Annotated in this window: 21 protein-coding genes; 8 read left to right on the top strand and 13 right to left on the bottom strand. The window is 39.0% G+C overall.

What is annotated here, in order from left to right:
* Positions 1-68 precede the first annotated feature (68 nt).
* Positions 69-3,308 carry an Ig-like domain-containing protein gene (locus GAB14E_RS17320; RefSeq protein ID WP_033081179.1) on the top strand — a complete coding sequence of 1,080 codons (3,240 nt, stop codon included), beginning with the start codon at positions 69-71 and terminating at the stop codon, positions 3,306-3,308.
* A gap of 185 nt (positions 3,309-3,493) precedes the next feature.
* Here GAB14E_RS17320 and GAB14E_RS17325 read toward each other — a convergent pair whose 3' ends face one another.
* From GAB14E_RS17325 to pabB, 3 genes are all read right to left on the bottom strand, one after another.
* A complete protein-coding gene (locus GAB14E_RS17325; protein WP_033081178.1) occupies positions 3,494-4,870 on the bottom strand; it encodes an L-serine ammonia-lyase in 1,377 nt (458 codons plus the stop codon).
* 318 nt (positions 4,871-5,188) lie between these two features.
* Positions 5,189-5,764: a CoA pyrophosphatase gene (locus GAB14E_RS17330; RefSeq protein ID WP_033081177.1), complete on the bottom strand. Its 576-nt coding sequence runs from the start codon at positions 5,762-5,764 to the stop codon at positions 5,189-5,191.
* A gap of 59 nt (positions 5,765-5,823) precedes the next feature.
* A complete protein-coding gene (gene pabB, locus GAB14E_RS17335) occupies positions 5,824-7,296 on the bottom strand; it encodes an aminodeoxychorismate synthase component I (protein ID WP_052093498.1) in 1,473 nt (490 codons plus the stop codon).
* A gap of 397 nt (positions 7,297-7,693) precedes the next feature.
* On the opposite strand from pabB, the gene GAB14E_RS17340 reads away from it, so the two are divergent.
* The gene (locus GAB14E_RS17340; protein ID WP_033081176.1) at positions 7,694-9,217 is read left to right on the top strand and encodes a fumarate hydratase; all 1,524 of its coding nucleotides are present in this window, start codon (positions 7,694-7,696) and stop codon (positions 9,215-9,217) included.
* 121 nt (positions 9,218-9,338) lie between these two features.
* On the opposite strand, the gene GAB14E_RS17345 is transcribed toward GAB14E_RS17340, so the two are convergent.
* The 3 genes from GAB14E_RS17345 to GAB14E_RS17355 all read right to left on the bottom strand — a co-directional run bounded on the left by GAB14E_RS17345 (position 9,339) and on the right by GAB14E_RS17355 (position 11,019).
* Positions 9,339-9,548: a hypothetical protein gene (locus GAB14E_RS17345; protein ID WP_033081411.1), complete on the bottom strand. Its 210-nt coding sequence runs from the start codon at positions 9,546-9,548 to the stop codon at positions 9,339-9,341.
* Positions 9,549-9,639: 91 nt separating this feature from the next.
* Positions 9,640-10,263 (bottom strand): isochorismatase family protein, encoded by a 624-nt coding sequence (locus GAB14E_RS17350; protein ID WP_033081175.1) that lies wholly within the window; start codon positions 10,261-10,263, stop codon positions 9,640-9,642.
* A 57-nt stretch (positions 10,264-10,320) separates the two neighbouring features.
* Entirely contained in the window at positions 10,321-11,019 is a 699-nt protein-coding gene (locus tag GAB14E_RS17355) for a pirin family protein (protein WP_033081174.1), read from the bottom strand.
* Positions 11,020-11,179: 160 nt separating this feature from the next.
* On the opposite strand from GAB14E_RS17355, the gene GAB14E_RS17360 reads away from it, so the two are divergent.
* The gene (locus GAB14E_RS17360) at positions 11,180-12,094 is read left to right on the top strand and encodes a LysR family transcriptional regulator (protein ID WP_033081173.1); all 915 of its coding nucleotides are present in this window, start codon (positions 11,180-11,182) and stop codon (positions 12,092-12,094) included.
* 306 nt (positions 12,095-12,400) lie between these two features.
* Here GAB14E_RS17360 and GAB14E_RS17365 read toward each other — a convergent pair whose 3' ends face one another.
* A complete protein-coding gene (locus tag GAB14E_RS17365) occupies positions 12,401-13,579 on the bottom strand; it encodes a DUF547 domain-containing protein (protein ID WP_033081172.1) in 1,179 nt (392 codons plus the stop codon).
* Positions 13,580-13,690: 111 nt separating this feature from the next.
* On the bottom strand, positions 13,691-13,975 hold the full coding sequence (locus GAB14E_RS17370) for a hypothetical protein (RefSeq protein WP_033081171.1): 285 nt from the start codon (positions 13,973-13,975) through the stop codon (positions 13,691-13,693).
* Between the two features lie 705 nt (positions 13,976-14,680).
* On the opposite strand from GAB14E_RS17370, the gene GAB14E_RS17375 reads away from it, so the two are divergent.
* The gene (locus GAB14E_RS17375; RefSeq protein WP_052093497.1) at positions 14,681-16,045 is read left to right on the top strand and encodes a nucleobase:cation symporter-2 family protein; all 1,365 of its coding nucleotides are present in this window, start codon (positions 14,681-14,683) and stop codon (positions 16,043-16,045) included.
* Between the two features lie 68 nt (positions 16,046-16,113).
* Here the strand turns inward: GAB14E_RS17375 and GAB14E_RS17380 are convergent, their stop codons facing one another.
* Positions 16,114-16,335 (bottom strand): LysR substrate-binding domain-containing protein, encoded by a 222-nt coding sequence (locus GAB14E_RS17380; protein ID WP_033081170.1) that lies wholly within the window; start codon positions 16,333-16,335, stop codon positions 16,114-16,116.
* Between the two features lie 298 nt (positions 16,336-16,633).
* On the opposite strand from GAB14E_RS17380, the gene GAB14E_RS17385 reads away from it, so the two are divergent.
* Positions 16,634-17,044 carry a CBS domain-containing protein gene (locus tag GAB14E_RS17385; RefSeq protein WP_033081169.1) on the top strand — a complete coding sequence of 137 codons (411 nt, stop codon included), beginning with the start codon at positions 16,634-16,636 and terminating at the stop codon, positions 17,042-17,044.
* 177 nt (positions 17,045-17,221) lie between these two features.
* Here GAB14E_RS17385 and GAB14E_RS17390 read toward each other — a convergent pair whose 3' ends face one another.
* Together GAB14E_RS17390 and GAB14E_RS24725 are read right to left on the bottom strand one after the other, a co-directional pair.
* On the bottom strand, positions 17,222-17,845 hold the full coding sequence (locus tag GAB14E_RS17390) for a tyrosine-type recombinase/integrase (RefSeq protein WP_156115663.1): 624 nt from the start codon (positions 17,843-17,845) through the stop codon (positions 17,222-17,224).
* A 228-nt stretch (positions 17,846-18,073) separates the two neighbouring features.
* Positions 18,074-18,229 carry a hypothetical protein gene (locus GAB14E_RS24725; protein ID WP_197061158.1) on the bottom strand — a complete coding sequence of 52 codons (156 nt, stop codon included), beginning with the start codon at positions 18,227-18,229 and terminating at the stop codon, positions 18,074-18,076.
* A gap of 328 nt (positions 18,230-18,557) precedes the next feature.
* On the opposite strand from GAB14E_RS24725, the gene GAB14E_RS25255 reads away from it, so the two are divergent.
* Complete coding sequence (locus tag GAB14E_RS25255) at positions 18,558-19,100, top strand: PEP-CTERM sorting domain-containing protein (protein WP_033081167.1); 543 nt, start codon at positions 18,558-18,560, stop codon at positions 19,098-19,100.
* 1,155 nt (positions 19,101-20,255) lie between these two features.
* A complete protein-coding gene (locus GAB14E_RS23920; protein WP_052093496.1) occupies positions 20,256-21,011 on the top strand; it encodes a class I SAM-dependent methyltransferase in 756 nt (251 codons plus the stop codon).
* Between the two features lie 203 nt (positions 21,012-21,214).
* On the opposite strand, the gene GAB14E_RS17405 is transcribed toward GAB14E_RS23920, so the two are convergent.
* Positions 21,215-21,820, bottom strand: coding sequence for a glutaminase (locus GAB14E_RS17405; RefSeq protein ID WP_414734057.1), 606 nt, complete (start codon positions 21,818-21,820; stop codon positions 21,215-21,217).
* Between the two features lie 210 nt (positions 21,821-22,030).
* Complete coding sequence (locus GAB14E_RS17410; protein WP_033081166.1) at positions 22,031-22,837, bottom strand: AraC family transcriptional regulator; 807 nt, start codon at positions 22,835-22,837, stop codon at positions 22,031-22,033.
* Positions 22,838-22,984: 147 nt separating this feature from the next.
* Between GAB14E_RS17410 and GAB14E_RS17415 the strand changes: the two genes are divergently transcribed.
* Positions 22,985-24,193: an MFS transporter gene (locus tag GAB14E_RS17415; protein ID WP_081967722.1), complete on the top strand. Its 1,209-nt coding sequence runs from the start codon at positions 22,985-22,987 to the stop codon at positions 24,191-24,193.
* The last annotated feature ends 269 nt before the right edge of the window (positions 24,194-24,462 follow it).

Genomic DNA, 24,462 nt, shown 5'->3' with positions numbered 1-24,462 from the left:
CGAGAATCTTTACTATGCAGCTGTTTTTAAAGGATTTTTACTATATATTTGTTTACTTTACTTGTTTCATGTTATTGCTGGGCTGTCATCGTGTTGACTTCAGTCCCTCAGCTCTCGCTGTTATTCAAATCTCACCCGCTGAAGTGAACTCACGTGGTAGTCTTGGAGTCACCCTTGCTAAAGGAAGTAGCCAACAATATATTGCTACGGGTATCTACCGAGATGGTAGTTCAGAGGATATTTCAGATCAAGTAGACTGGACAAGTAGTGACAGTGATACTGCGACGATTAGCAACTCAGGTCTAGCGGTTGGGAGTAATGTCGGCACTACTACTATTCGAGCGCATTCAGCTTATATCAAAAGTAATACCAGCCAAGTTATCATTACTTCAGCAGTAATAACTGAATTACAACTTACTCCGGCGATATCGAGTATTGCCAAAGGTCAACATCAAGAGTACCAAACACTGGCTATCTACTCTGACAATACGACTGAAGATATTAGCCAGCAGGTTGACTGGCTTATTGGTGATGAAAATGTTGTCATCATGGATGAAGAGGGCAGCCTTGTTGGAAGTGTCGAAGGTGAATCAACAGTTCAAACCACTCTTGATGGTTTGTCCAGCAATTTAGCAGAGCTTACTGTTACTTCAGCTACCGTCACTTCAATTCAAGTAACGCCAAGTAAAACACAAACTCCTCTCGGTACCAGTATTCAGTTCACTGTGATGGCAAATTATAGCGATACTACTGTTAGTGATATAACTGAGAAAGTAACTTGGCAAGTGAGTGATAGTGCAGTGCTAAGTATTGATGGCGCTGGTCTTGGTCTGGCAAATAAAGAGGGTGAAGTCAGCTTTAGTGCCTATTATGAATCATTAATCAGTAATGTTGCAGAATTAACTGTGACAACTGTTCAACTAACTGAAATACAAGTAACTCCAGCTAGCAACGTTGTACCGCTCGGTAATACGGTTAAATATCTAGCACTTGGTACTTATACCGATGGTAGTACAATAGACATTACCGATGTGGCTACTTGGTTAAGTAGTGATATAGAGATTGCCACTATTTTAGCCGGTTCAGCTTTAGCGAACAATGTTGGTGATAGTACTATCACGGCGCAACACTTAGACATTAATAGTAACGAAACAGTGCTTACGGTCACTTCAGCAATATTAACAGCTATTCAAGTTACGCCCGCTGATAGCACTATTGCAATAGGATTTGAACAGCAGTATCAAGCTATTGGCATATATAGTGATCTTACCACCCTCAATATTACCAATGCTGTTAGTTGGTTAAGTAGTGATATCAATATTTCGACAGTTGTTGATGGAAATGCCCAAGGTGTCACATTAGGAAACACCAGTATCACTGCCAGCTTAGATACTGTAGAGAGTAATATTGCTAGCTTGTCTATTACCTCAGCAACATTAGTTGCCATCAATATTAGCTCAAACAATTCAAGTATTGCCAATGGGCTAACAGAGCAATACCAAGCCATAGGTGATTACAGTGATGGTAGTAGCGTAAATATTACTACGCAAGTCAGTTGGTTAAGTAGTGATACCAGTATTGTCACCATTACCGGTGGTTTAGCTGCTGGCAAAGCTGTTGGCACAAGCACCGTAAGCGCTAGTCACTCAGGTGTAGTAAGTAATGTGCTGGGTTTAACCATTAATGATGAAGTATTAACAGAAATTACCCTTACTCCAAATATGAGTAGTATTGCTAAAGGTAATGATCAGCAATTTGTCGCGATGGGTACTTTTTCTGATGGTAGTACTGTCGACATTACTGCGATCGTAAGCTGGAATAGTAGCGATACTGGTATTGCAACTATAGTCGCAGGCACTGGCGTAGGTGTTAATACCGGCGGAAGTACTATATCAGCCAATCATTTGAGTATTCAAAGTAACACTGCAGACTTAACGGTAACGGCGGCGATATTATCATCTCTTCAAATTAGCGCGAGTAGCGCGACGATTATTGATGGTAATACTCTGCAATATACAGCGATGGGTACTTATAGTGATTCAAGTATTGTTGACCTTACTGCTTCAGTAAATTGGCTAAGTAGTGATACCGGCGTAGCAACTATAGTTAGCGGCTTAGCTGAGGGGGTTACCACAGGTACTAGTACCATAAGTGCAAATTTAAATGCTATTAGCAGCAATGACGCTAGTTTATCGGTTTTTATAAGTGTTAAAAAAGTGATTGGCAGTAGCTCTGCATTTGCAGCAATAAAAACCAACAAGACAGTGGTTACTTGGGGCAATAGTAACTATGGTGCAGACAGCTCTGGGGTACAGGCTCAGCTTAGCGGTGTGATAGATATAGGCTCGACCGACCGCGCCTTTGCGGCCATTAAAGGTGATGGTTCAGTGGTTACCTGGGGGGATGCAGTTAAAGGGGCCGATAGTTCAGCTGTGCAAGCACAACTGACGAGTGTAGAAAAAATTTCGGGTACTAGTAGTGCTTTTGCAGCAATTAAAGCTGGCGGTACTGTGGTTACTTGGGGAGAAGTTGGTGAAGGCAGTGATAGCTCTGCGGCCCAAGCACAATTAACCAATGTAGAAAGTATTACCGGTACTTCTAGTGCCTTTGCCGCATTAAAGTCGGATGGCTCTGTTGTTACTTGGGGCTATTCTTGGTGGGGTGGTGATAGTAGCACTGTGCAAGCACAGTTAACCAATGTGGCTGAAATTGTTGCTACTGATTATGCCTTTGCCGCATTAAAACCTGATGGCTCAGTGGTCACTTGGGGTAGCTCCACTTTGGGAGGGGATAGCAGCAGCGTACAAGCTCAATTGACAAATGTAGTTGCTATTTCGTCTACAGATGGAGCATTTGCGGCAGTGAAATTAGATGGCTCAGTAGTTACCTGGGGCAATACTAGTTATGGTAGTGATAGTAGTACGGTTCAGGCACAACTTAACGGCGTAAAAATGGTATTAGGATCAGCCTATGCCTTTGCCGCCGTAAAAAATGATGGCTCAGTGGTTACTTGGGGGGATGCCAGCTATGGCGGAGATAGTAGCTCAGTACAAGCTCAGCTAACCAATGTAGAAACTATCAGCGGTACTTATGGTGCTTTTGCGGTCATTAAGCTTGACGGTTCGGTCGTTGCATGGGGCACTGCCGGTTTGGGTGGAGATAGCTCAGCAGTGCAAACAGATCTTACCAATGTAGACATTATTTATAGTAATAGAAGGGCTTTTGTCGCTATTAAATTAGATGGCTCTGTAATTACCTGGGGGGATTCTGGCGGCGGAGGTGACAGTTCAGCTATAGATTTTCATTAAGTGAGTTTTAGTATTTAGTGAACTGTAAGCTAACGAATGCCTGTGCAATTAATTTTTGTGATATGAATAAAAAGCCCTAACAATATTATTGTTAGGGCTTTTACATGAATAGCTGTTTTTCGTAAATAACAGCTAGCTTAGCTAGTCTCTATTTAACGTCAAATTAGCGAGCCGTTAGCGAAAAATTAACACTCTATTATATTTACCGCTAAACCACCACGTGAGGTTTCTTTATATTTAGTTTTCATATCATTACCTGTTTCCCACATGGTTTTGATGACTTTATCTAAAGAAACTTTTTGTGTGCCAGTACCGCGCAGGGCAAGGCGTGATGCGTTTATTGCTTTGACTGAGCCCATAGCATTACGTTCAATACAGGGAACTTGAACTAAGCCGCCAACAGGGTCACAAGTTAAACCAAGGTTATGTTCCATACCTATTTCAGCCGCATTTTCAACTTGTACGGCAGTGCCGCCCATAATTTCAGTTAATGCACCGGCGGCCATCGAACAAGCTACGCCCACTTCACCCTGACAGCCTACTTCCGCGCCAGAAATTGAAGCATTGGTTTTATATAAAATACCAATCGCTGCAGCGGTTAATAAGTAACGAATACAATCATCATCACTAACCGGTTTTACAAATTTATCGTAGTAACAAAGTACTGCTGGAATAATACCAGCCGCGCCGTTTGTTGGTGCGGTGACTACGCGGCTACCGGCAGCATTTTCTTCATTTACTGCCATGGCAAATAAGTTAACCCAGTCCATTGCCGTTAGTGGATCATTAGATTTTTCGACCATTAAAGAGCGATAAAGACCCGGGGCACGGCGAGCTACTTTTAAGCCGCCAGGTAAAATACCTTCGGTGTTCATTCCGCGATCAACACTGGCTTTCATCGCATGCCAAATTTCAATTAATTTAGTACGTATAGTTGCTTCATCGTTTAAGCACTTTTCGTTTTCCATCATGATGGTACTAAAACTTAAACCTTTAGTGCAGGCTAAGGCTAATAACTCATCACCAGAGCTGAAAATATGTGGACGATTAATATTGTTATGTAGGGATAAGGCCTTATCTTTCTCTTGTTCAAAGTCACAAGCTTCAACAATAAAACCACCACCTATAGAGTAATAAGTTTGCTCTAATAATAAAGTATCACCTTTATATGCATATAAAGTCATGGCATTGGCATGAGCAGGCAGCGTTTTTTTTCTGTGATAGACAATAGCGTCATCTTTAGGGAAGTCCACTTCATGAGTGCCATTAAGTGATATCTTTTGACTCGCGACTACTTCAGCTAAGGTCGTTTCTATTGACTCTACCGGAATACCTTCTGGTGTTTGGCCGGTGAAGCCTAAAATAACCGCTTTACCAGTACCGTGACCGATGCCTGTTTGCCCTAATGAGCCAAACAGTTCACATCTAGCTCTGTCGACTTTAGTCAATAATTCTTGCTTAACTAATTCATCAACAAACAGTTTTGCTGCTTTCATCGGGCCTACTGTGTGTGAGCTTGATGGACCTATGCCAATAGAAAACATATCAAATACACTGATCATACTTTTACCTTTGCTCTGCTTATATTAGTACCAAGTGGGGGAGCCCAATTGGTTAATTGACACTATTCTTTAATTATAGACCCTAGCGTGTTCAAGCAAAAGCTCGAGACAAACAAGATTGTTCTATATAAAATATGGAGGTTTAGGTTACTTTCCAAATAATAACTAGTTTTTTTAAGAATAATGAAATTATTGTCGATTGTTTTTTGTTGGTGGTAATTCTAGCTGAAAGTTATTAGATAAAGAAACAAAATATTCGACTAAAAAAGAACTAAATGCACTAACCAGATTTTTTTATTGAACAAAGGCTACAGATAATTAGTTTATATGGGCGACTAAATCTTTGAGCATAACTGCAGTAGCACCCCATATATTGTAGTGTTTATAAGGTAAAAAGTGCACATTGTGTTGTTTACCACCTTTATGGGCAACAAAAACATGGTGGTCAGTGGAGGTTAAAAAATGCTGTAGGGGTACTTGAAATATTTCAGCCACTTCATTTTTATCTATTTGGTAAACTAGTGAACTGGCGACAATGGCAATGATGGGAGTTACTTGAAAGCCGCTAATGGTTTGATAAGGCGGTATTTGCCCTACTACGGTTACCGCTGCACGTGGTAAGCCAATCTCTTCAAAAGCTTCTCTTAGGGCTGTATCGATAAGTGATTTGTCTTCAGGCTCTACTTTACCGCCAGGAAAACTCACTTGTGATGGGTGATGTTTTAAATGACTGGCCCGCTTGGTTAATAATACTTGCAAACCTCCGCCATTATCAGACTCAACCAAAGCGATAAGTACCGCGGCCGATCTCAGCGGACTAGGGTGCTGGTAATTATGCTCAGACTCAGCCAATTGTAATAAATTAAAGCGAGTTAAAAATTCATTTTTGGTCATAGGCGTACAACTTATCGCTTTATTATAAAAGAGTTAATGGCAATTGCTATAAGTTAAGCCTACACCTGATTGAGTTTTGATAATACCGGTAATATGCAATTTACTTTATCAAAAGTTTCTTGGTATTCGCTTTCCGCGGTTGAATCAGCGACTAGCCCACCACCAGCCCAGCAATGAATTGTCTTAGTCTCATTTGGATAAGTGTTAGCAGGTTTTTGAGTTGGCTGACATATTAGGGTGCGAATGGTTATGTTGGTATCCATAGTGCCACAATTAGACAGGTAACCAATTGAACCACAGTAAACACTACGGCGATGTGGCTCTAACTCTTCAATTATTTCCATGGCGCGTATTTTAGGTGCTCCTGTAATTGAGCCGCCAGGAAAAGCACCGCGAAGTAAATCTGTGGCATGTTTTTCAGGAGAAAGCGTGCCTTCAACGGTACTCACTAAATGGTGTACGGCAGGGAAGCTTTCAATATCAAATAATTTAGGTACTTTTACGGAACCTGCTTGGCAACTTCTACTGATGTCATTACGCAGCAAATCAACAATCATCAGGTTTTCAGCGTTATCCTTAATTGAGTGCCTCAATAATTCCGCATTCTTTGCGTCTTGAACTTTATCGCCACTGCGCGGCATGGTACCTTTGATTGGTTTACTTTGCACTTTTCCTTGAGACAACTGTAAAAAACGTTCGGGAGATACACTTAAAATGGTAGCGCAATCTAACCGAATGAAAGCTGAGAAGGGTGCTTTGTTGGCTTCTTTAAGAGCTAAGTAAGCTTCGAATTCATCACCTTGGTATTGAGCACTAAAGCGCTGGGCTAGATTAATTTGATAACAATCTCCGCTTAATAGGTAATCTTGCACTTGTTGAAATTTTTCAATATAGCTGGTCTTATCCATATTGGCTTGCCAAGCAGTATTTAACTGAAAAGAACTTGTGTTCGTTTGACTTGGTCGCTTGGTAAAATTAATCAGTGACTTTTCAAGTTCGCTACGATCACCTTCAGGGCAAACGAGGTAGAATATTGCGGACTTATTATCATAAATAACCGCTCGGTTATAAAGGCCGACCGCCATATCGGGTAAATTGATGTCTTGTTCAGCTAAACTAGGAAGGATCTCAAAACGTCGGCCTAAATCATAGGCGAAATAACCTAAGGCGCCACCTAAAAAAGGTAAGAATTCATGGCTACTATCGGCAGTGTTAAATAATTTAGCCTGAAGAGTTTTAAGTAATAATAATGGATCTTCAGTACTTGTTTCAGTTAAATCTTTTGCAGCGAAGGAAACCTCAGTATTAGGGCCTTTTGTCGTTAAGCTAGCCACAGGCTGCCATACTAAAATATCGAAACGACTATCAACATGATCACTGTTACCTGAGTCTAACCACATTGCCCATGGTTGATCAGCAAAGTGACTAAATATTGATTCGGCGCTAGTACCACTTTTTACTGGCAATTCTTTAGCTGATATAACAGTGGCTTGGTATGTGTCAGGGATAGTCTTGAACAAGGCTTTATTCACTTAAGTATTCGCTAATTAAATAGTACATATCAATCATAAGAGACTGGTAGCACTTTCAATAGCAGGTTATTATAGGCAATAGAGTTATTATAACTTTCAACCTCGCAATTTTAAAGCTAGGGATTGTTGAACTTTCAATTTGGTCTCTGCTATCGACTAATTTTAGAGTTAACAAGGCGAAAAGAGTGTAGATGTAGTCACTCTACCTAAACGATTTTCAACGATGATAACTTGAAAATTAGCCGTAGCCCTTTGGGTTGCGCTTGAAAAAGCGCCACTCTTTGTTTTTTAATATGCATTGGGAACAACCAAACATTATATTAAATGCCTCGATTGCCACATTTTCAAGGGCAACAGAGGCTAAACCTGAAAGTACAACAGTCCCTAAGAGAGCACTATGGCCATCATTAAACAGCAAGACTTAATCGACAGTATTGAAGATGCACTGCAATATATTTCTTATTATCATCCGATTGATTTTATTCAGGCACTAGAAAAAGCCTATAACAAAGAAGAATCAACGGCGGCGAAAGACGCAATCGCACAAATTTTGATTAACTCACGCATGTCAGCAACGGGCAAGCGCCCAATCTGCCAAGACACTGGCATAGTTACCTGTTTTGTTAAAGTCGGTATGGCTGTTCAGTGGGATAAGACTGACATGACTGTACAACAAATGGTTGATGAAGGTACGCGTCGTGCGTATTTAAATCCGGATAATCCATTACGAGCTTCTATTGTGGCAGACCCGACAGGCGCGCGTAAAAATACTAAAGACAATACCCCAGCTGTTGTTCATATTGATTTGGTGGCTGGTAATGAAATTGAAGTGATGATTGCTGCTAAAGGCGGCGGTAGTGAAAACAAAGCTAAAATGGCGATGTTAAACCCATCTGACTCTATTGCGGATTGGGTAGTTAAAACGCTACCGACAATGGGCGCGGGTTGGTGTCCACCTGGTATGTTAGGTATTGGTGTGGGCGGCACGGCTGAAAAAGCAGGTGTATTAGCCAAAGAAAGCCTAATGGAACCAGTAAATATTCAAGATTTAATTGAGCGTGGCCCAGAAAACGCTGAAGAAGAGTTACGTTTAGAGATTTTTGACCGAGTAAATAGATTAGGTATTGGCGCGCAAGGCTTAGGTGGTTTAACTACTGTGGTTGATGTGAAAATTAATTCCATGCCCACTCATGCAGCTTCTAAACCCGTAGTGATGATCCCAAATTGTGCGGCTACACGTCATGCACACTTTCATCTTGATGGCTCAGGCCCCGCTGATTTAACACCACCTAAACTTGAAGAGTGGCCAGAAATTACTTGGGAAGTAGGTGAAAATGTTCGCCGTGTTAATGTTGATGATTTAGGTAAAGCTGATATTAGCGAATGGAAAACGGGTGAAACGGTACTGCTAAGTGGTACTATTTTAACTGGTCGTGATGCAGCGCATAAACGTATTAAAGATATGTTATCTAAAGGCGAAAAACTGCCAGTAGATTTCACTAACAAGTTTATCTATTACGTTGGTCCAGTAGACGCTGTTGGTGATGAAGCCGTAGGTCCAGCAGGTCCTACTACAGCAACACGTATGGATAAATTTACTGAAATGATGTTAGCTGAAACTGGCCTGTTAGGCACAATCGGTAAAGCCGAACGTGGCGCAGCGACTTGTCAAACCATTAAAGAACATAAGTCAGTGTACTTAATGGCTGTTGGTGGTGCTGCGTACTTAGTGTCTAAAGCAATTAAAAAGGCGAGAGTAGTTGCTTTTGAAGATATGGGTATGGAAGCTATCTATGAATTTGAAGTAGAAGATATGCCAGTGACTGTTGCGGTAGATAGTACAGGTGAATCAGCGCATGTAACAGGCCCTGAAATTTGGAAAGTGAAAATTCAAGAAGCTGAAGCAAAAGTAAAGTCGTAATAAGAGCACTAGCTGACAGTACTAGTATACTGATCAACTAGTTATAAATAATACTTTGTATAAAAGGGCGCATTAGGCGCTCTTTTTTATGACTAAAATTTGACTTGGTTAATTTTTTTTCTTACGTTTTGGACTTGCGGTGAAGGATTTTCATGGTAACAGGCATAACAACATAAGAAATAATCGGCACGATAACCGCGACAATAATACACACTTGCAGCAATTGGTTTGCGGGTAAAAACGGACCAAGCCACTGCGGAATGAAATAAACCAATGGCACAAGCGCAATATAGTTAATTAGTGCTATTAGGTGTTTATTGGGTGGTTTCATAAATGACTCCTGCTTAATGGTTAAAGATAAGTGCATAATTAAAGTTTTGGCCATGTTGGGCAATTACTTATTACCCGACATGGCTACTCATTTACTTAGCTTGGCTAGCTTGTACAAAACTATTATATACCCAGCGGTAACTCGTATGCTGACCTAATATTCCGCCCAGCTCCATGCCTTTTTCGCTGCGCCAATCATCCATTACTTCTGCAAGTACTGAAGCCCAGGTCGCCACTTTTACGCCGGCTTGGCTCATGCGATGAATTGATGCTTGAGCAACTGCGTCATTCCATGTGCCTGATGCATCAACAACAGCGTAAACATCATAACCTTCGGCTACTGCTGATATGGCAGGGAACATTAAACAAACATCAGTAACCACTCCTGCCATGATGATCTTTTTACGACCTGTTGCTTCAATAGCTTTTTTAAATTCAGGACTTTTCCACGCGTTAATTTCACCCGCACGTTCAATCACTTCATCACCTAATATCTCGATAATTTCTGGCATAATAGGACCATTTGGACCGTCAGGCATACTTGCTGTGGTTACAGTCGGTATATCAACCGCTTTAGCCATGGCACACAAACCTTTAATGTTTTCGGTCATTAAATGTGGGTCTTGATCTCGGCAGCTAACTAAAAGCCCCGTTTGATGATCGATCATGGCTAATACGGCGTTGTCTATTGTTAATGTTTCGGCAAATTTGTTCATGATGTATTCCTGTTTTAGTTTAATTTTAATTTTAATTTTTATATATTAAGTCGTTAACTAAGCTTGGCTAACGACAACAATCTCTACTTCGCTTGTGGCGGTAATCTCAGTTTTAAAGCTACGAATTAAGTCACCATCTTCGGATTTAAAACTATTATTTTCATCGCTAAAATCAGCAGTACCTTTACTGACATAAGCTAAAATTTCTTCGCTAAAGGTAATTGATTCACCTGCTGTTAAACGCACAATATCAATAGTGGTTTTGCTCGCAAAAGTCTGCTTCCCCTGTGAACCTTCATGTCCTTTACTGCCATATATTCGTGTAACACCTGTTTCAGGTAATGTGTAATGTTTATAACCAGCCGATTGTCCTGCTTCTTCAGGCAATACCCATAATTGCAACATCCGGTTTTTCGTGTTATCAGGGTTGATTTCGTTGTGTGAGAAACCTTCACCGCCAGCACGCTGAACTTGCACTTCACCTGCATTTAAACTCTGTCCATGCTCTAAAGAGCCCTCATGGCTTACTCGGCCAGTCATCATGATAGAAATAACATCAATCTCTTTATGTGGATGCATATGTGTTTCGCCACCTGGATTAAATTGTGCATCAGCAAGGTAGACAAAATTGCCAATACCATCAAAAGTATTTGGTGTTTTACGACCGCCAAAAACGCGTCTGTCTGTTACTAATCTGTGCTCAGTTAATCCGGCAAAGCCACCTAAAGGTAGTGATTTTCTGCTAAGTACTTGCATGTGATGCTCCCTTGAATGTTGTTAATTGCTTAAGTTGTTTCAGTGGTTGTAATAATAGGACTTAGTTATTGTTTGATAAATACTGTTTAGTTGATAAGATAATCTCAATATCAACAACAATAAACACAAGGTAAATTGAAAGTCTTATCTTGGAGGTTTTATGGAACATGATTTAAATGACATGATGGTGTTTTTGGCCGTGGTTGAAACGGGCAGCTTTACTTTAGCAGCGGATAGGCTAGGTATCCCTAAAGCCAATGTCAGCAGGAAAGTGTCGCGTTTAGAACAAAACCTTGAGGTCACTTTATTAGAGCGTTCAACACGTTCTCAGCATTTAACAGAAGCAGGGCGACGTTATTTACAACACTGCAAACGCATTCATGATGAACTTGATTTAGCGACCGCTTCAGTTTGTGAACTTTTCCATAGTTTTGCCGGCGAGTTAAAAGTAGGGGCATCGGTTGCCACAGGGCAACAAATTCTAAGGCCGGCATTGGGCAAGTTTATGCACCAATACCCTGAGTTGAAAGTACAACTTAACCTCGTTAACCGGCGTGTTGATTTTATTGAAGAAGGTTTTGATGTGGTTATCCGCATCGGCCAATTAAAAGACTCAATGCTTATTGCTAAAAAGTTAGGTAGTGTCTCTAGAAGTTTATATGCCAGTCCCGCTTATTTAGCTAAAAATGGTAAACCTGAGGCCGTAGCAGAGCTGACTAATCATCAATTACTGATCATGAATCCAATCAGCAACAGCGTTAATAAAAACTTAACTGTAAACTTGTTATCCAAGCAAGGGCTGTCGTTTACCTTAGATTGTCAGCCAAGGTTATTAGTTGATGATTTTGTTATGCTTAAACAAGCCATTGTTGATGGTTTAGGCATTGCAGTGTTGCCTGATTATATGAGCCGTGGTGAGGTTGCAGCAGGTAAGTTAATTAAGATATTACCAGATTGGGGCACAGCAGCTGTGGATGTCTTCGCGCTGTACCCAAAACATCGCGCTAAAATACCCAAAGTGAAAGCGTTTCTTGATTTTGTTAGTGAGCTTTATGGTGAGGCTTTAAAATCTTAATCTGCTTTTCTGTGTTTTACGAGCCTGTAACAGTTAAGAGATATCTTTTAATATCGAAGAATGGTATTTAGAACTCTGCTGGTACTTTTATTTACCGCTACCAGCTCTAAGGCTGGTTCAAACTATGAGCTATAAAAAAGGTCAAATAAGAATGAGTGTGAACATAAGTTAGATCTTAATTATTCAACTTATAAGTTATAGATATTAAGGTGATTAATAGCAGGTGACTACATCGAGTTACCTGCTTTTCTTGCACTTTAAAAATATCTGAAGAACGGGGGGAGCCGCTTTATCAGAATTAATTTTTTAGTTGTCATCTTCTGAGTCGTCTAAATCATTTACGGTTACCGAGGTATTACCGATGTTTTTAGCTCTAACTTTCATAAGCTGCCTAAGTCGGCTGATTTGAGTATCGGTAAGGTTAACTCCTTTACCCATATTTGCATCTTCCATTACTTTCTGGGTTAATGATGGGTCCGCACCTGAGCCTAACATCCCTGCCGCGCCAGGTGCTGTACCGCCACCAAATACCCTATCACTGCCATATAAGTCAGTGACTTTCCAATTATTTATGTTTGCTGTGAGCTCATCTGCCAGGTCGATTTTTTTACTGGTTTTTTCATCAGCAAACTGTAGCAAATGGGATCTTAAATCATGTTCAAAATCAGGGAAATAATCAGCATTGCGAGCATAATAGCTAGAAACTTCTAACTCACTAAACATATCTGTATTGGTGCCCCTATTCGAGTTAATAAACTCCGTGGCATTTGCTTTTAATAAACGATAAACATTTTTTCCGGTATAGGCTTTTTTATTAATGTTGGGGCCGCCGATATTGCCTTGATATAAACCATAAATGATCAGTGGGTTTTTATAATAATTCTTATATAAAATATCATGGTGTATGTCATTTAAACTTAACTCAATACCATCAATATTAATGAGTTTTTCATCTAACAGTGAGTTACTGCCTGTTAATAGTTTCTTTAGTCGTATTCTTGGGTAACGTTTTACTATTTCATTAATTACGGTGATATTATAGAGGTTTAGCCAGTAAGCCAATTGCTCTGCTCTGTTATATTGCTTTAGTGACGTTTTAGCCGGAATGGACTCTAGATAAAGTTTAATTGCTGTGACTTTATCTTCATGGTTATTCTTTTGTATCAACTCGTAAGTAAATCTATTCGCCTCATTATGAGTCGATGCACTAATAGCACGCTTTAGTTTAGTACCCATAGAAGCCCTGGGACGTTTGGCGTTTACTCTTCGAGATGGTCCCATATTAAATACATTAGCATCTAACATGTCATTGACCGGTTCAAAGTCAATTTTTAACTTTGAGTCAAGAGTAACATCGGTAAATTGAGTAGGTAATTTATCTTCAGCCAAGGTATTGCTGGCGATAATTGCAAAAGTGAAAGCGCAGCTAAACCCGAGTTTTTTAAAAGCCGAGTTAGTTATGTTATAGAAGTTAAATGATTTCATAATATCCCTATAAATTTATTCATCTAAATGTGTATTTAGCTATGAAAAGTACTTGTTAATGCTTAAATTGAAAAATTACTTCCCTGTTAGCAGTAGTTTAACTTACTAGTATCATTGGATAACTGCAACACCTGCAATTTCTGTGACTGTTTTTGCATCAGCTCGTTCGATTATCTTCAATAATGTTGTTTGTATGGTTTCATCTGCTCTAGCATCAGCCTTACTGGAAAACTTCTGCTCTTGCACCGTTGCGCCTTCTTCTAAGATGTAACCCACGACGACTTCTGACGCACAATCAGTTGTTTCACCAAAATAAGCCAAGGTAATTTGAGGATAACCTTGAAAGCCCTTTTTAACTCTTTTTGAAATACGTTTTGTTGATTTATCTAAATTCATAATAGGTATCCATAATTTATAGAGGGTATTTGTTTAACTGTTTTTACATTGCTATAGGATGCTTTATTTGTTGTTATTTAGCTTTAACTATTTCAATTAAGACTTTTTAAAAAGAATAGAAAGGCAAATAAAGTACTACATTTAAGCCCAAAATTACCGTAGGCCATATAAAGCTCGGATCAACGGCTGATAAAGGCAAACCTAGATCAAAGCGTTGACTGAGTAGGGCTATTTATTAAGAATTCATCAGCGACAATTGCGAACATAAGAAATAGGTCAAGAACGCCTGTGCAGATAAGTCGATACATCTTTATTAGTTTTTTGATATCCACTTCTGACATATAAACTTCCTTTAAGTCACTTGTTTTTCGACTCGTCGGTACAGGGAATACATCTTAATAGTTACTAATTTATCTTAATTATCATAAAGATAAAAGTTCTGAATTTAAACGTGGCATACCTTACACTGTTGCTTTTTCAAATGACTAAATATCCAAAATAACAATTATATGGCTCAGGAAAGTGCTTCGCATTTAGAATAAAAACTATCGTTTTTGTTATAAATATTCATCCACATTGTGGAATGATAAAATATTGACGACTATGTCAGCTTTGTGGAAGTATCGAGATATTACTATACCAACAATGTAGTAAACGCGCTGTTTTTCAGCGTCTTTAAACAATAATAAAAATTCGGATGGTACGATGGAAATTCTATATAAAGTTGAAGATAAGCCACCTGTAGGCACATCTCTAATACTTGCAGCACAACATTTACTTGCTGCTTTAGGGGCGATAATTACCGTGCCTTTAGTTGTTGGTGGTGTTTTGGGTTTACCCGTAGAAGATATTGTCGTGCTGGTAAATGCCGCAATGCTTGTTTCCGGTGTGGTTACAATTATTCAATGTAGAGGTGTTGGTCCCGTAGGTATTAGATTACCTTGTGTTATGGGCACCAGTTTTACTTTTGTTGGTGTCTCTATTGCCATTGGTTTTGAGCATGGTGTTGCCGGAATTTTAGGCTCTGCTCTGGTCGCTTCACTAGTGATGATCGTCGGTAGCTTCTTTATGCCATTCATCAGGAAATTTTTCCCGCCGATTGTTACCGGTACCGTGGTGACTTTAATAGGTCTGTCATTAATCCCCGTTGCGGTTGATTGGTTTGCTGGTGGACAAGTAGGTCAAGAAGGTTATGCTTCACTACCTAACTTAGCCATTGGTATGTTGGTTTTAACAATGGTAGTACTGTTGTCTATGTTCGGTAAAGGTATCTTGTCAGCGGCAGCCGTTGTCATTGGTATGATCGTAGGTTTTATTGTCTGTGTTACTTTAGGTCTTGTTGACTTTAAGCCCGTGCAAGAGGCGCCTTTATTTGCCTTACCTAGTCCTTTTCATTTTGGTTTAAGCTTTCCTATTAGCGGTATTATCGGCATGTCAATTGCTTACTTAGTGACTATCGTTGAATCTACCGGTGATTTCTTAGCATTATCGAATGTCACTAAAACAAAGTTAACCGGTAAGAAGTTATCTAGCGGTATTTTATGTGACGGGCTAGGTTCAGCTTTAGCGTCAGTATTTTCTACCACGCCTTTCTCTTCTTTCTCTCAAAACGTTGGTATTGTTGGTATGACAGGAGTGGCGAGTCGCTATGTTGTTGCGATTACTGGGGCTATGTTGATTCTTGCTGGTCTTTTCCCAATTATTGGTGCATTAGTTGTATCTATACCACTGCCAGTTTTGGGTGGTGCAGGTTTGGTTATGTTTGCCATGATCATCACAGCAGGGGTAAATATTTTATCAGAGACTAAACATACCAAAAGAAATGGTATTATTATCGCGGTAAGTATTGGCGCAGGTATGGCGGTAACAGTTCGTCCTGAATTGTTAAGTCAATTACCCGAGTTCATTAAGATAATTTTAGCCTCAGGCATTACTACGGGCTCTTTAATTGCGCTGATTTTAAATGCAGTGCTGCCTGACGGTGATGTTATAGAAGATCCTGATGAAGAAGCAGTACAGATTAAAGAACAATGCGCTATTGACGTTGAAAAAATAACTAATCCGGCATAATTCATATTAGTTACTTACTTATAAAAAAGGTCTGATTTTATCAGGCCTTTTTTCGTTATAAATTTTAGCTATTTTATATTTACAACTTTTTCACTAGCTATCACTAAGTAATAGTCACCTTCTGTATGCACAGCTTTATTACAAACTACTTGTAATTCTCCGCGTTGTAATTCATTTTTAATCAAAAAACGTGGTAATAAAGCGACACAAAGTCCGGCAACGGCGGCATTAGTAACAATAGAGAATTGCTCGAAGTGCATGCCTTGCTGTGCTTTTTTTCGTACTTTCATTAATATTGGCAGTGGTTAGCATCAATCACTCTCTTATGACTGCTGGTTAGTCTTCCCCTCCCATGCACGCCTCGGCGGATAGCACCATTTCGGTGCAAGGAAGACTCCTACAACACTTTAATCGCTATACATTACCAGAGAGTGATTATTTTTTTTGCTGTATAAAAAAATTAACTGTTTGTTATAAAACAGTTAATTCTCATATGGAATAGGTGGCACGGCTGTTGCTACTATCATTCGACAACAAATAATAATCAACAATACCCAAACGAGCGAGCCACCGCTTCAGGAGACTTACATGCAGACTATTACCGCTGAAACCATCATGGACCGTTCACCGTTATCATTTCGCCCCGAGAGTGGGGTGATCGTAGCCCTGCGCCAACTGCTAACCGCCAGTATGTCCGGTGCGCCGGTGGTTGATGCCGATAACAACTTAATCGGCTTTCTGTCCGAAGCTGACTGTATGCGCGGCGCGCTGATGGGAGGCTATTTCTCGACCATCGGCGAGTTAGTTCGTGACCGGATGACAACTGAAGTCGAATCGATCGGTGTCAATACCAACCTGGTCGATGTTGCGGATAAGTTCCTCCAACAGAATCGCCGGGTATTGCCAGTGGTTGAGGTAGGCAAAGTGGTAGGGCTAGTACAGCGCCGCTGCGTACTCGAGAAACTACTAGATCAAATCGACAACAAGTGTAGTGGCTAAGTAATTCAGCCTTAAGTTTATAGTTGCTAACTCGCAATGGGGGCGAAAGAGCCTTAGAATAATACTGTTAATGTCAGCTATTCTTGAAGATAATGGCCATAAACGTGTGAGTAATGATTCTAATAATTAGGACCGCTCTGCGGTAGGAAGCGTCCATACTTCCTAAGTCATTTGCGATTAGATATCTATCGTTTCAGATAGCTCAAGTGCGTCATCGACCTCTATACCAAGATAACGAACCGTACTCTCTAGCTTTGTATGACTAAGCAAAATTTGAACAGCTCTCAGGTTCGTCGTTTTTTTATAAATCAAAGTAGCCTTAGTGCGCCTCATTGAATGAGTGCCATAGGATGTTACATCCAAGCCAATACTAGCAATCCACTTTTTTACTATTCTGGCATATTGCCGAGTCGATAAATGGAAATTATCTTTTACTCTACTTCCAAATAAATAATCACTAGAATGAAGTGATTGAAATAAAGTCCATTTTTGTAAAGCTGTTCGAGTTTTTTTTGTTATTTCAAATTGAACAGGAGTTCCTGTTTTTTGTTGAATTAACAATGCTCGTGATTGGATGTTTTCTCCATGAGCAATGTCCATCACTTTAAGCTTGATGAAATCACATGCGCTTAATTTGCAATCTAGAGCCAAATTAAACATCGTTAATTCACGTAGGTTATTTGCTAAATCAAGCCTTGTTCTAATAGACCAAATTTCCTCAAGTTTTAGAGGAAGTTTTTGACCAACCAGTTTTCCTTTATTCCAGCTAGCTTTTGGGGTGTATGGAATCATGTCATACATGATAGTGCTCCTATGTTTAAGGGACTATAAGTATGGCTGTGGCTAATTTTCAGAATTGTGCGCAACCGTTAGCTAAAAGTGGACATTTTTTAATTCATTTGAAAGGCTAACAACGGCCACAAAAAGGTTAGTTTAAATTACTAAAAAGTCAGATGGTATATGATTGATAATAAATAACGACGATCATTTTATTAATTTAAAAACGCGCTTAAGCCGTAAGCTATTTGATCAATCGAGACTTACGAAGCTTATCTTTGCAGCGTTCTCTGAACTTTGTTCACCTTGTCTAGCGTTAGAGGTGAAAGTAGTTGACTGCTCTTCAATGACCTTTATAGGTGTTTCTAGTGTTGTGAGTTGTTTCGGGTCAAATTGAGTAACTGTCATAGCGCGCCTTTACTAATTGTAAATGACCCAGGTGAACTTTAGTGCGTGGTTTATACAGGATTATTGTAAGGAAGTCTTTAGTGTTTGGACTGGTAGGTTACAGCGTAATAAGTGATTGTTTAACTGAATTGATTAACATTTATGATTGGACATGTGTCCGCTTATTTTACACTTTTGAGTTTGATGATTTATCGGTCATTACTACATCACTGAAAAAAAAGGATTTTAATAGCGTGGTATATTTTATGCTTTATTTTTAACCGATACTATTTTCTACTCTAACTCATATCCACTCCGCAGTTTGGACAGGGATAATAAGGAATTTAAAATGAATATCAAAATGTTAAAAGCGGCTTTTATTGGTTTTACGCTGTCTGTAAGTTGCTTAGCTAATGCTACTTTAATACTTGGGACATCCGGGTCGGCAATATATTACCCCTCCAACGCAGCGAGTTCCTCTAATTTTGATCGTATTGAGTTTTTATTTGCTTCAGAGTATGTTGACACTATAACGTTGGCTAATTTTAGTAGCGGTGCATTATTTCACGATCATGGTTCAGCGCAAGCGGCTGTTATCGAGATATTAACGACTAGTGGTTGGATGAATATATTCTCTTCAGCAATAAGTAACAATGTTAATATATCCATACTATCTCTGTATGCCAGTCCAGTTATATTTACAGGCACAATGGTTACAGGAATTAGGATGGATGTATCGCAACATACACAAGTCTCGGCAGCATATCATGGTCTAGGCACATCATGGACAATCAACACAAGCGGAACTCAAGTGCCTGAACCATCAACCCTCGCCATCTTTGCATTAGGCATTCTCGGTTTAGCATCACGTCGCTACAATAAACAACCTTAATTCTACAGATTTACTATCAATTAATTGTCGACGATGGTATGCCAGAATAACCCCATGTAACACTATATCATCAATAATCATCAAGAAGCATTTGCCAATTAGGTAAATGCTTCTATTGTTCATAAAGCTGCGTTATTCGACGAGTGTGATTTATGTCAACTATAGAGCAAAAAACAACCATGAAAGACTCAGTTTTCTACTACTGCTGCTAAGGTCAACAAAGTGGTACTTACCGCCCTTAACATCTTATTTCAAAAAGCTAGTGAATTCCAAATTAATTAGTCCTTTTGTTAAGGGCTTCTTGGTGCCCATTCGAGACATAGATACTTCTTGGATTTTATGGGCAACTTTCCGATCATACAGTGGAGATAAATTTAATGATTCCATGGTGGTTTGGGGCACAAAGGTAGATAGGCTACATGCAATAGCTAGAACCGTGCACCATCCTAAATTGTGAATAGCGTGCCCTTTCTCTACGGATATTTTAATTTAAGATCACCCGCTCATTGGTGACAGGGTTTATATACCAAAAGCCGTTAATATCATCATCGACCATATAGATGGAACCATCAGTCGATAAGTTAATATCGTTAAAATTCCCCACAAGCAGTTAAAGCAAGTGCTAATAGGAAAGCGTTTAACAACTGAAAAGGTAGTTTCATAATGTAATACCTATGTAAATTTAAGTACAAACAAGGATTTTACATAAAAGCTAGATGAGTTTAAGAGGTTAATAAAACACATAGATAAGCAGAAGAAATCTTGATTAATAGCAATAGCCTTTATTTGTTCTGGTAAGTTATCGACCAGCAATAGATGAGTAATTAACTATTATTTCCCTTTAAGGCTCAAGGACGAGTACATATTAATTAGACTGTATATAGGAATAGCATTATTTTGAAAGTATCAAGTAAAGCTATATACAAAACTAAGTCTATTAAGATTTTAATGTTGCTTATTTAGCCATAATATTTTTTATACATATTTCTAATAAATCATTTCGATCATGCAACTGAGGCGTCTCAGTATTACACGTCACCCAGTAGAGGGCTTTATCGCAGAGTCCAAAAATAGTTGTTAATTTACTTTTTATGTTGGTGTATTACTGAGACGTATCCATAATATATGGTTATGCCTCTTACTATGGTGTTTCAAATGGACCTAACGAAATACAGAGAAAGTGACTCTGAGAAAATACGTACGGAAGATTTGATGCGCCTTATTACAGGGAGAGGTAATACCGCACTTGATATTGGAGCTAGAGACGGTCACTTTTCCAAATTGCTAACTGAAAAATATAAAAACGTTATTGCGTTAGATTTAGAAAAACCAACCATGCATCACCCAAATATTATGTGTGTTCAAGGTGATGTTACTAATTTAGGCTTCTTTGATAATTCAAATGACTTAGTCTTTTGTGCTGAGGTACTAGAACATATACCTGTTCCATTACTTTACAAAGCATGTTCTGAAATAAGCCGTGTATCTAAAGAGTATTTACTTATAGGAGTACCTTATAAACAGGATATCAGGGTTGGTCGTACAACGTGCTACACCTGTGGAAAAAAGAACCCCCCGTGGGGGCATGTGAATAGTTTTGATGAAAACCGCCTGGCTAAACTATTTCCTAAGTTTAATATCTGCGAAGTGTCATTTATTGGTAAATCGGTTACTCATACAAACATAGTATCTTCGGCTTTAATGGATTTTGCCGGCAATCCATACGGCACTTATAATCAAGAAGAGCCATGTATACATTGTAACAATCGAATGCTCCCTCCGCCATTTGAGAGAAGTTTTCTACAAAAGGTTTCGACAAGGCTGGCTTTTTATATCAATAATATTCAAAAACCGTTTTTACGAGAGCATGGGAATTGGATTCACATATTGTTCAAGAAGATAGTATTATAACTTCACCCTTGACGGACTCTCTTACTCTTTCATTTGATTCTATTAAGTCTGTTATGTGGTGTAGTCTTGTGCAGAGCCTCTAAACCTTATTGTCAGAGGTAGAGCTTATTATTTATGGCGGTGACATTTATTTTAATACATTCACCCAAGTGAATTAAGTCTAATGTCATTTATAGGATGTAGCTGTTATTTTTAAGGGGCATTTAAAAAATAGAGAGTCCAGTTTTGGTAGTAAAAAGCTCTAGCGCTTTTGTCCCCACTAATGAATTACCTGATTCATTTATTGCTGGAGAATATACTGCAATAGCCATTTTCCCTGGCACAACTGCCACTATACCGCCGCCGACACCACTTTTACCGGGTAGGCCAACACGAAAATCAAAATCCCCTGAGGCATCATAATGACCACAGGTTAACATTAATGAATTAATACGTTTTGCTTGTGTTGAGTTAATCAGCTGCTTGTTTGATATAGGATCTGTGCCATCATTTGCTAGATACAACATAGAGCGCGATAACTGCTGGGCATTCATCACAATGGAGCAGTGCTTAGAGCAATGCTTAAAGTAGGTTTGTAATACCTCGATGACATCATTGTCAAAGTTATCAAAACTTTTCATTAAGTTGGCTAAAGCAATGTTTCTAAAACCATGTTCCATTTCAGACTTAGCTACTACTTCTTCAAGAGTGATGTTTTGATCGCCGCTGCACTGATGAATAAACGCTAAAATTTCACTAAAGGTTTTTTCATGATTAACAAAATGAGAAACCAAACTATCACAAACTACTCTGAACTTTGGATAATGAATGCTTGATGTTTAAGTCAAAACAGCAATTTACGGTTATTAAAAATATAATTTACCGGATTAAATAGCGATAATCGCTATCAATGTTTCAATTTATTCGATTATCAAGGCAAAACGTTTATGAATAACGGGTTATTTATCGACGTTTTAACGCTGAGAATTGGATTTAAAGGGAATATTGAGAAAATTCTTCTTATCCAGAGTTCAGGTTAATTACTGGCTGAGATACTTTTTAGGAGAACAACCTAAGTGCTTTTTAAAGGCTGTTATAAATGCTGATGTGGATTCATAACCTAACTCAAAGGCAATATCTACCAGTGGCATATTGCTATTAAGTAACTCTAATGACTTTAATATTCTTAGTTTTTGTTTCCAGCGGCTAAAACCCATGCCGTAATTTTGGTTAAATAACCGATTAAGGGTACGACTTGATGCGCCTACCTTAAATGCCCATTGCTCTACGGTAAATTTATTTGCTGGCTCTTGGTTTAACGTTTCAATTATCGGTAATAGTCTTTTATCTTGAATGGTTGGCATAAATAGCTGGTTACTTTTTGCCATGGCTAGGCGGTCTAATAAAACGAGAATAAAGCGCTGGCTTTGTTCGGTTTCTTGATAATCCTCAGGCCAACTTGAGATCTCCAAAATCAACGATTTTAATAAAGGGTCAACCGTTAGCGGCCGAACTTTATTACCAAGCATCTCACTCAAAACAGGGTCTATATATAAGCTACGGTAGCTTACTCTGTTTTTACAAAAGTGCTGATGTGCCATGCCAGCAGGTAACCATAATGCTTGCTCAGGTGGTATAACAAAAATACCTGTATCGGTTTCAATATGCATCACGCCAATACAAGAATAAGAGAGCTGCGACCATGGATGTGAATGGCTAACAATCTGAGTCATGGGCTTAAATTCTGCAGACGTAGGTATTACCGCTCGAGGTAAACTTGGGTAAAGCCGACTGGGGCTTTGTTGATGCCAGCTTGATTTTGTCTGAATTGATAAACTAAGTGTCATAATTGTCGCTATTGGTCAGGTTGAAATCATCATATAATGGTCATTCAAGCGGCACAAGCTGAACTTTTGTAAAGCGTTTGTGACATGTTAGTTAATTAGTGTCGTTAATTAATATATTTAGGTAATAGTTATATATCAGGGAACATTATGGAAGAATTAGCCAAAGATAGACAATCGGAACAAGTAAGCCAAAGCATAGTTGCTCAGGAAACCAAATGGCAAAGTCCCTTTGTTTTTTTAGCTATTGCTAGCATTGTTATGTCCGTTACGTTTGCCGGTTGGATGGCGATGCTTAATAACTTTGTTTTTGAGCAAGCCGCTTTTACTGGTGCTGAAATAGGTATGTTGCAATCTTTACGAGAGATCCCTGGTTTCTTAGCCTTTACCGCAGTGTTTGTTTTATTGGTATTTACCGAGCAAGTCTTTGCCTTAATTTCATTATGTGTGTTATCGATTGGTGTTGCCATTACCGGGCTGTTCCCTAGTATTTACGGCCTTTATGCGACAACAGTATTGATGTCTATTGGCTTTCACTATTATGAAACCTTGAATACCTCCTTAAGCCTGCAATGGTTTAGCAAAGATGAGGCGCCGACAAAGCTTGGCAAGTTAATGTCAATAAAATCTGCGGCATCACTAACTTGTTATGGTTTGATTTGGTTAGGTTTTAGCGTGTTTTCTGCCAGCTACCAAGTGATGTATTTGTTTTTTGGTTTAAGTGGTTTACTACTAACCCTTTGGCTGGCGTTTGTTATGCCTAAATTCACTATGGAACATGCCCAGCATAAAAAAATTATTTTAAGAAAGCGTTATAGCCTTTATTATTTATTAACTTTTTTAGCCGGCGCGCGCAGACAGATATTTGTGGTTTTTGCGGGTTTTCTTATGGTGGAAAAATTTGGCTACAGTGTTCAACAAATCACTCTGTTATACATGATTAATCATGTTATTAACTTTTTTTTGGCACCAAAGATTGGCGCTTGGATTGCAAAAGTGGGTGAGCGTAAAGCATTAACGTTAGAGTATTTAGGTTTAATTACAGTCTTTGTTGGTTATGCGCTAGTAGAATCAGCCAATATCGCTGCGGTGCTTTATGTGATTGACCATTTGTTTTTTGCTATGGCCATAGCGTTGAAAACCTATTTTCAGAAAATAGCGGATCCAAAAGACATAGCCTCAAGTGCAGGTGTTAGTTTTAGTATAAACCATATTGCCGCTGTGGTAATTCCAGCGACTTTTGGTTTAATTTGGCTTTATGATCACTCGTTAGTCTTTTATGCCGGCGCAGGATTTGCGGTACTTTCCTTATTGGCAAGCCAGTTTATTAAAACGGCTCAGCACTATCCAGTAAAGTGAGGTTCACCGTAAGTGTTTGACTATATTCATTAGTGTTGTTAAACCCTTCTAGGTAAAGCCAGTCTGTCGACTGGCTTTTTTACGCTTGATTTTTACTGTTCCAGTTAATGAATGCAGAGTTATTTTGAAAAATACATCCTGTTGAGCTTTACTCTAAAGGTAAGTGAAATTCTTATTACTTTTAACGAGACTTACTGATTAATCTTTCTAGTTATCAATATTCTAGATAACTTCTAGATAATTTAATAACTAATTGAATACAGCGTAAT

The organism is Colwellia psychrerythraea, assembly GCF_000764185.1.
Taxonomy (GTDB): domain Bacteria; phylum Pseudomonadota; class Gammaproteobacteria; order Enterobacterales; family Alteromonadaceae; genus Colwellia; species Colwellia psychrerythraea_B.
Note: the sequence above shows the minus strand (reverse complement) of the source record. Positions and strands in the feature narration are given on the sequence as shown.

Excerpts from the sequence above, each read along its gene's own strand:
- GAB14E_RS17320 (WP_033081179.1), top strand. The coding sequence starts at position 69 with ATGTTATTGCTGGGCTGTCATCGTGTTGACTTCAGTCCCTCAGCTCTC.
- GAB14E_RS17325 (WP_033081178.1), bottom strand. The coding sequence starts at position 4,870 with ATGATCAGTGTATTTGATATGTTTTCTATTGGCATAGGTCCATCAAGC.
- GAB14E_RS17330 (WP_033081177.1), bottom strand. The coding sequence starts at position 5,764 with ATGACCAAAAATGAATTTTTAACTCGCTTTAATTTATTACAATTGGCT.
- GAB14E_RS17340 (WP_033081176.1), top strand. The coding sequence starts at position 7,694 with ATGGCCATCATTAAACAGCAAGACTTAATCGACAGTATTGAAGATGCA.
- GAB14E_RS17345 (WP_033081411.1), bottom strand. The coding sequence starts at position 9,548 with ATGAAACCACCCAATAAACACCTAATAGCACTAATTAACTATATTGCG.
- GAB14E_RS17350 (WP_033081175.1), bottom strand. The coding sequence starts at position 10,263 with ATGAACAAATTTGCCGAAACATTAACAATAGACAACGCCGTATTAGCC.
- GAB14E_RS17355 (WP_033081174.1), bottom strand. The coding sequence starts at position 11,019 with ATGCAAGTACTTAGCAGAAAATCACTACCTTTAGGTGGCTTTGCCGGA.
- GAB14E_RS17360 (WP_033081173.1), top strand. The coding sequence starts at position 11,180 with ATGGAACATGATTTAAATGACATGATGGTGTTTTTGGCCGTGGTTGAA.
- GAB14E_RS17365 (WP_033081172.1), bottom strand. The coding sequence starts at position 13,579 with ATGAAATCATTTAACTTCTATAACATAACTAACTCGGCTTTTAAAAAA.
- GAB14E_RS17370 (WP_033081171.1), bottom strand. The coding sequence starts at position 13,975 with ATGAATTTAGATAAATCAACAAAACGTATTTCAAAAAGAGTTAAAAAG.
- GAB14E_RS17375 (WP_052093497.1), top strand. The coding sequence starts at position 14,681 with ATGGAAATTCTATATAAAGTTGAAGATAAGCCACCTGTAGGCACATCT.
- GAB14E_RS17380 (WP_033081170.1), bottom strand. The coding sequence starts at position 16,335 with ATGAAAGTACGAAAAAAAGCACAGCAAGGCATGCACTTCGAGCAATTC.
- GAB14E_RS17385 (WP_033081169.1), top strand. The coding sequence starts at position 16,634 with ATGCAGACTATTACCGCTGAAACCATCATGGACCGTTCACCGTTATCA.
- GAB14E_RS17390 (WP_156115663.1), bottom strand. The coding sequence starts at position 17,845 with ATGTATGACATGATTCCATACACCCCAAAAGCTAGCTGGAATAAAGGA.
- GAB14E_RS24725 (WP_197061158.1), bottom strand. The coding sequence starts at position 18,229 with ATGACAGTTACTCAATTTGACCCGAAACAACTCACAACACTAGAAACA.
- GAB14E_RS25255 (WP_033081167.1), top strand. The coding sequence starts at position 18,558 with ATGAATATCAAAATGTTAAAAGCGGCTTTTATTGGTTTTACGCTGTCT.
- GAB14E_RS23920 (WP_052093496.1), top strand. The coding sequence starts at position 20,256 with ATGGACCTAACGAAATACAGAGAAAGTGACTCTGAGAAAATACGTACG.
- GAB14E_RS17410 (WP_033081166.1), bottom strand. The coding sequence starts at position 22,837 with ATGACACTTAGTTTATCAATTCAGACAAAATCAAGCTGGCATCAACAA.
- GAB14E_RS17415 (WP_081967722.1), top strand. The coding sequence starts at position 22,985 with ATGGAAGAATTAGCCAAAGATAGACAATCGGAACAAGTAAGCCAAAGC.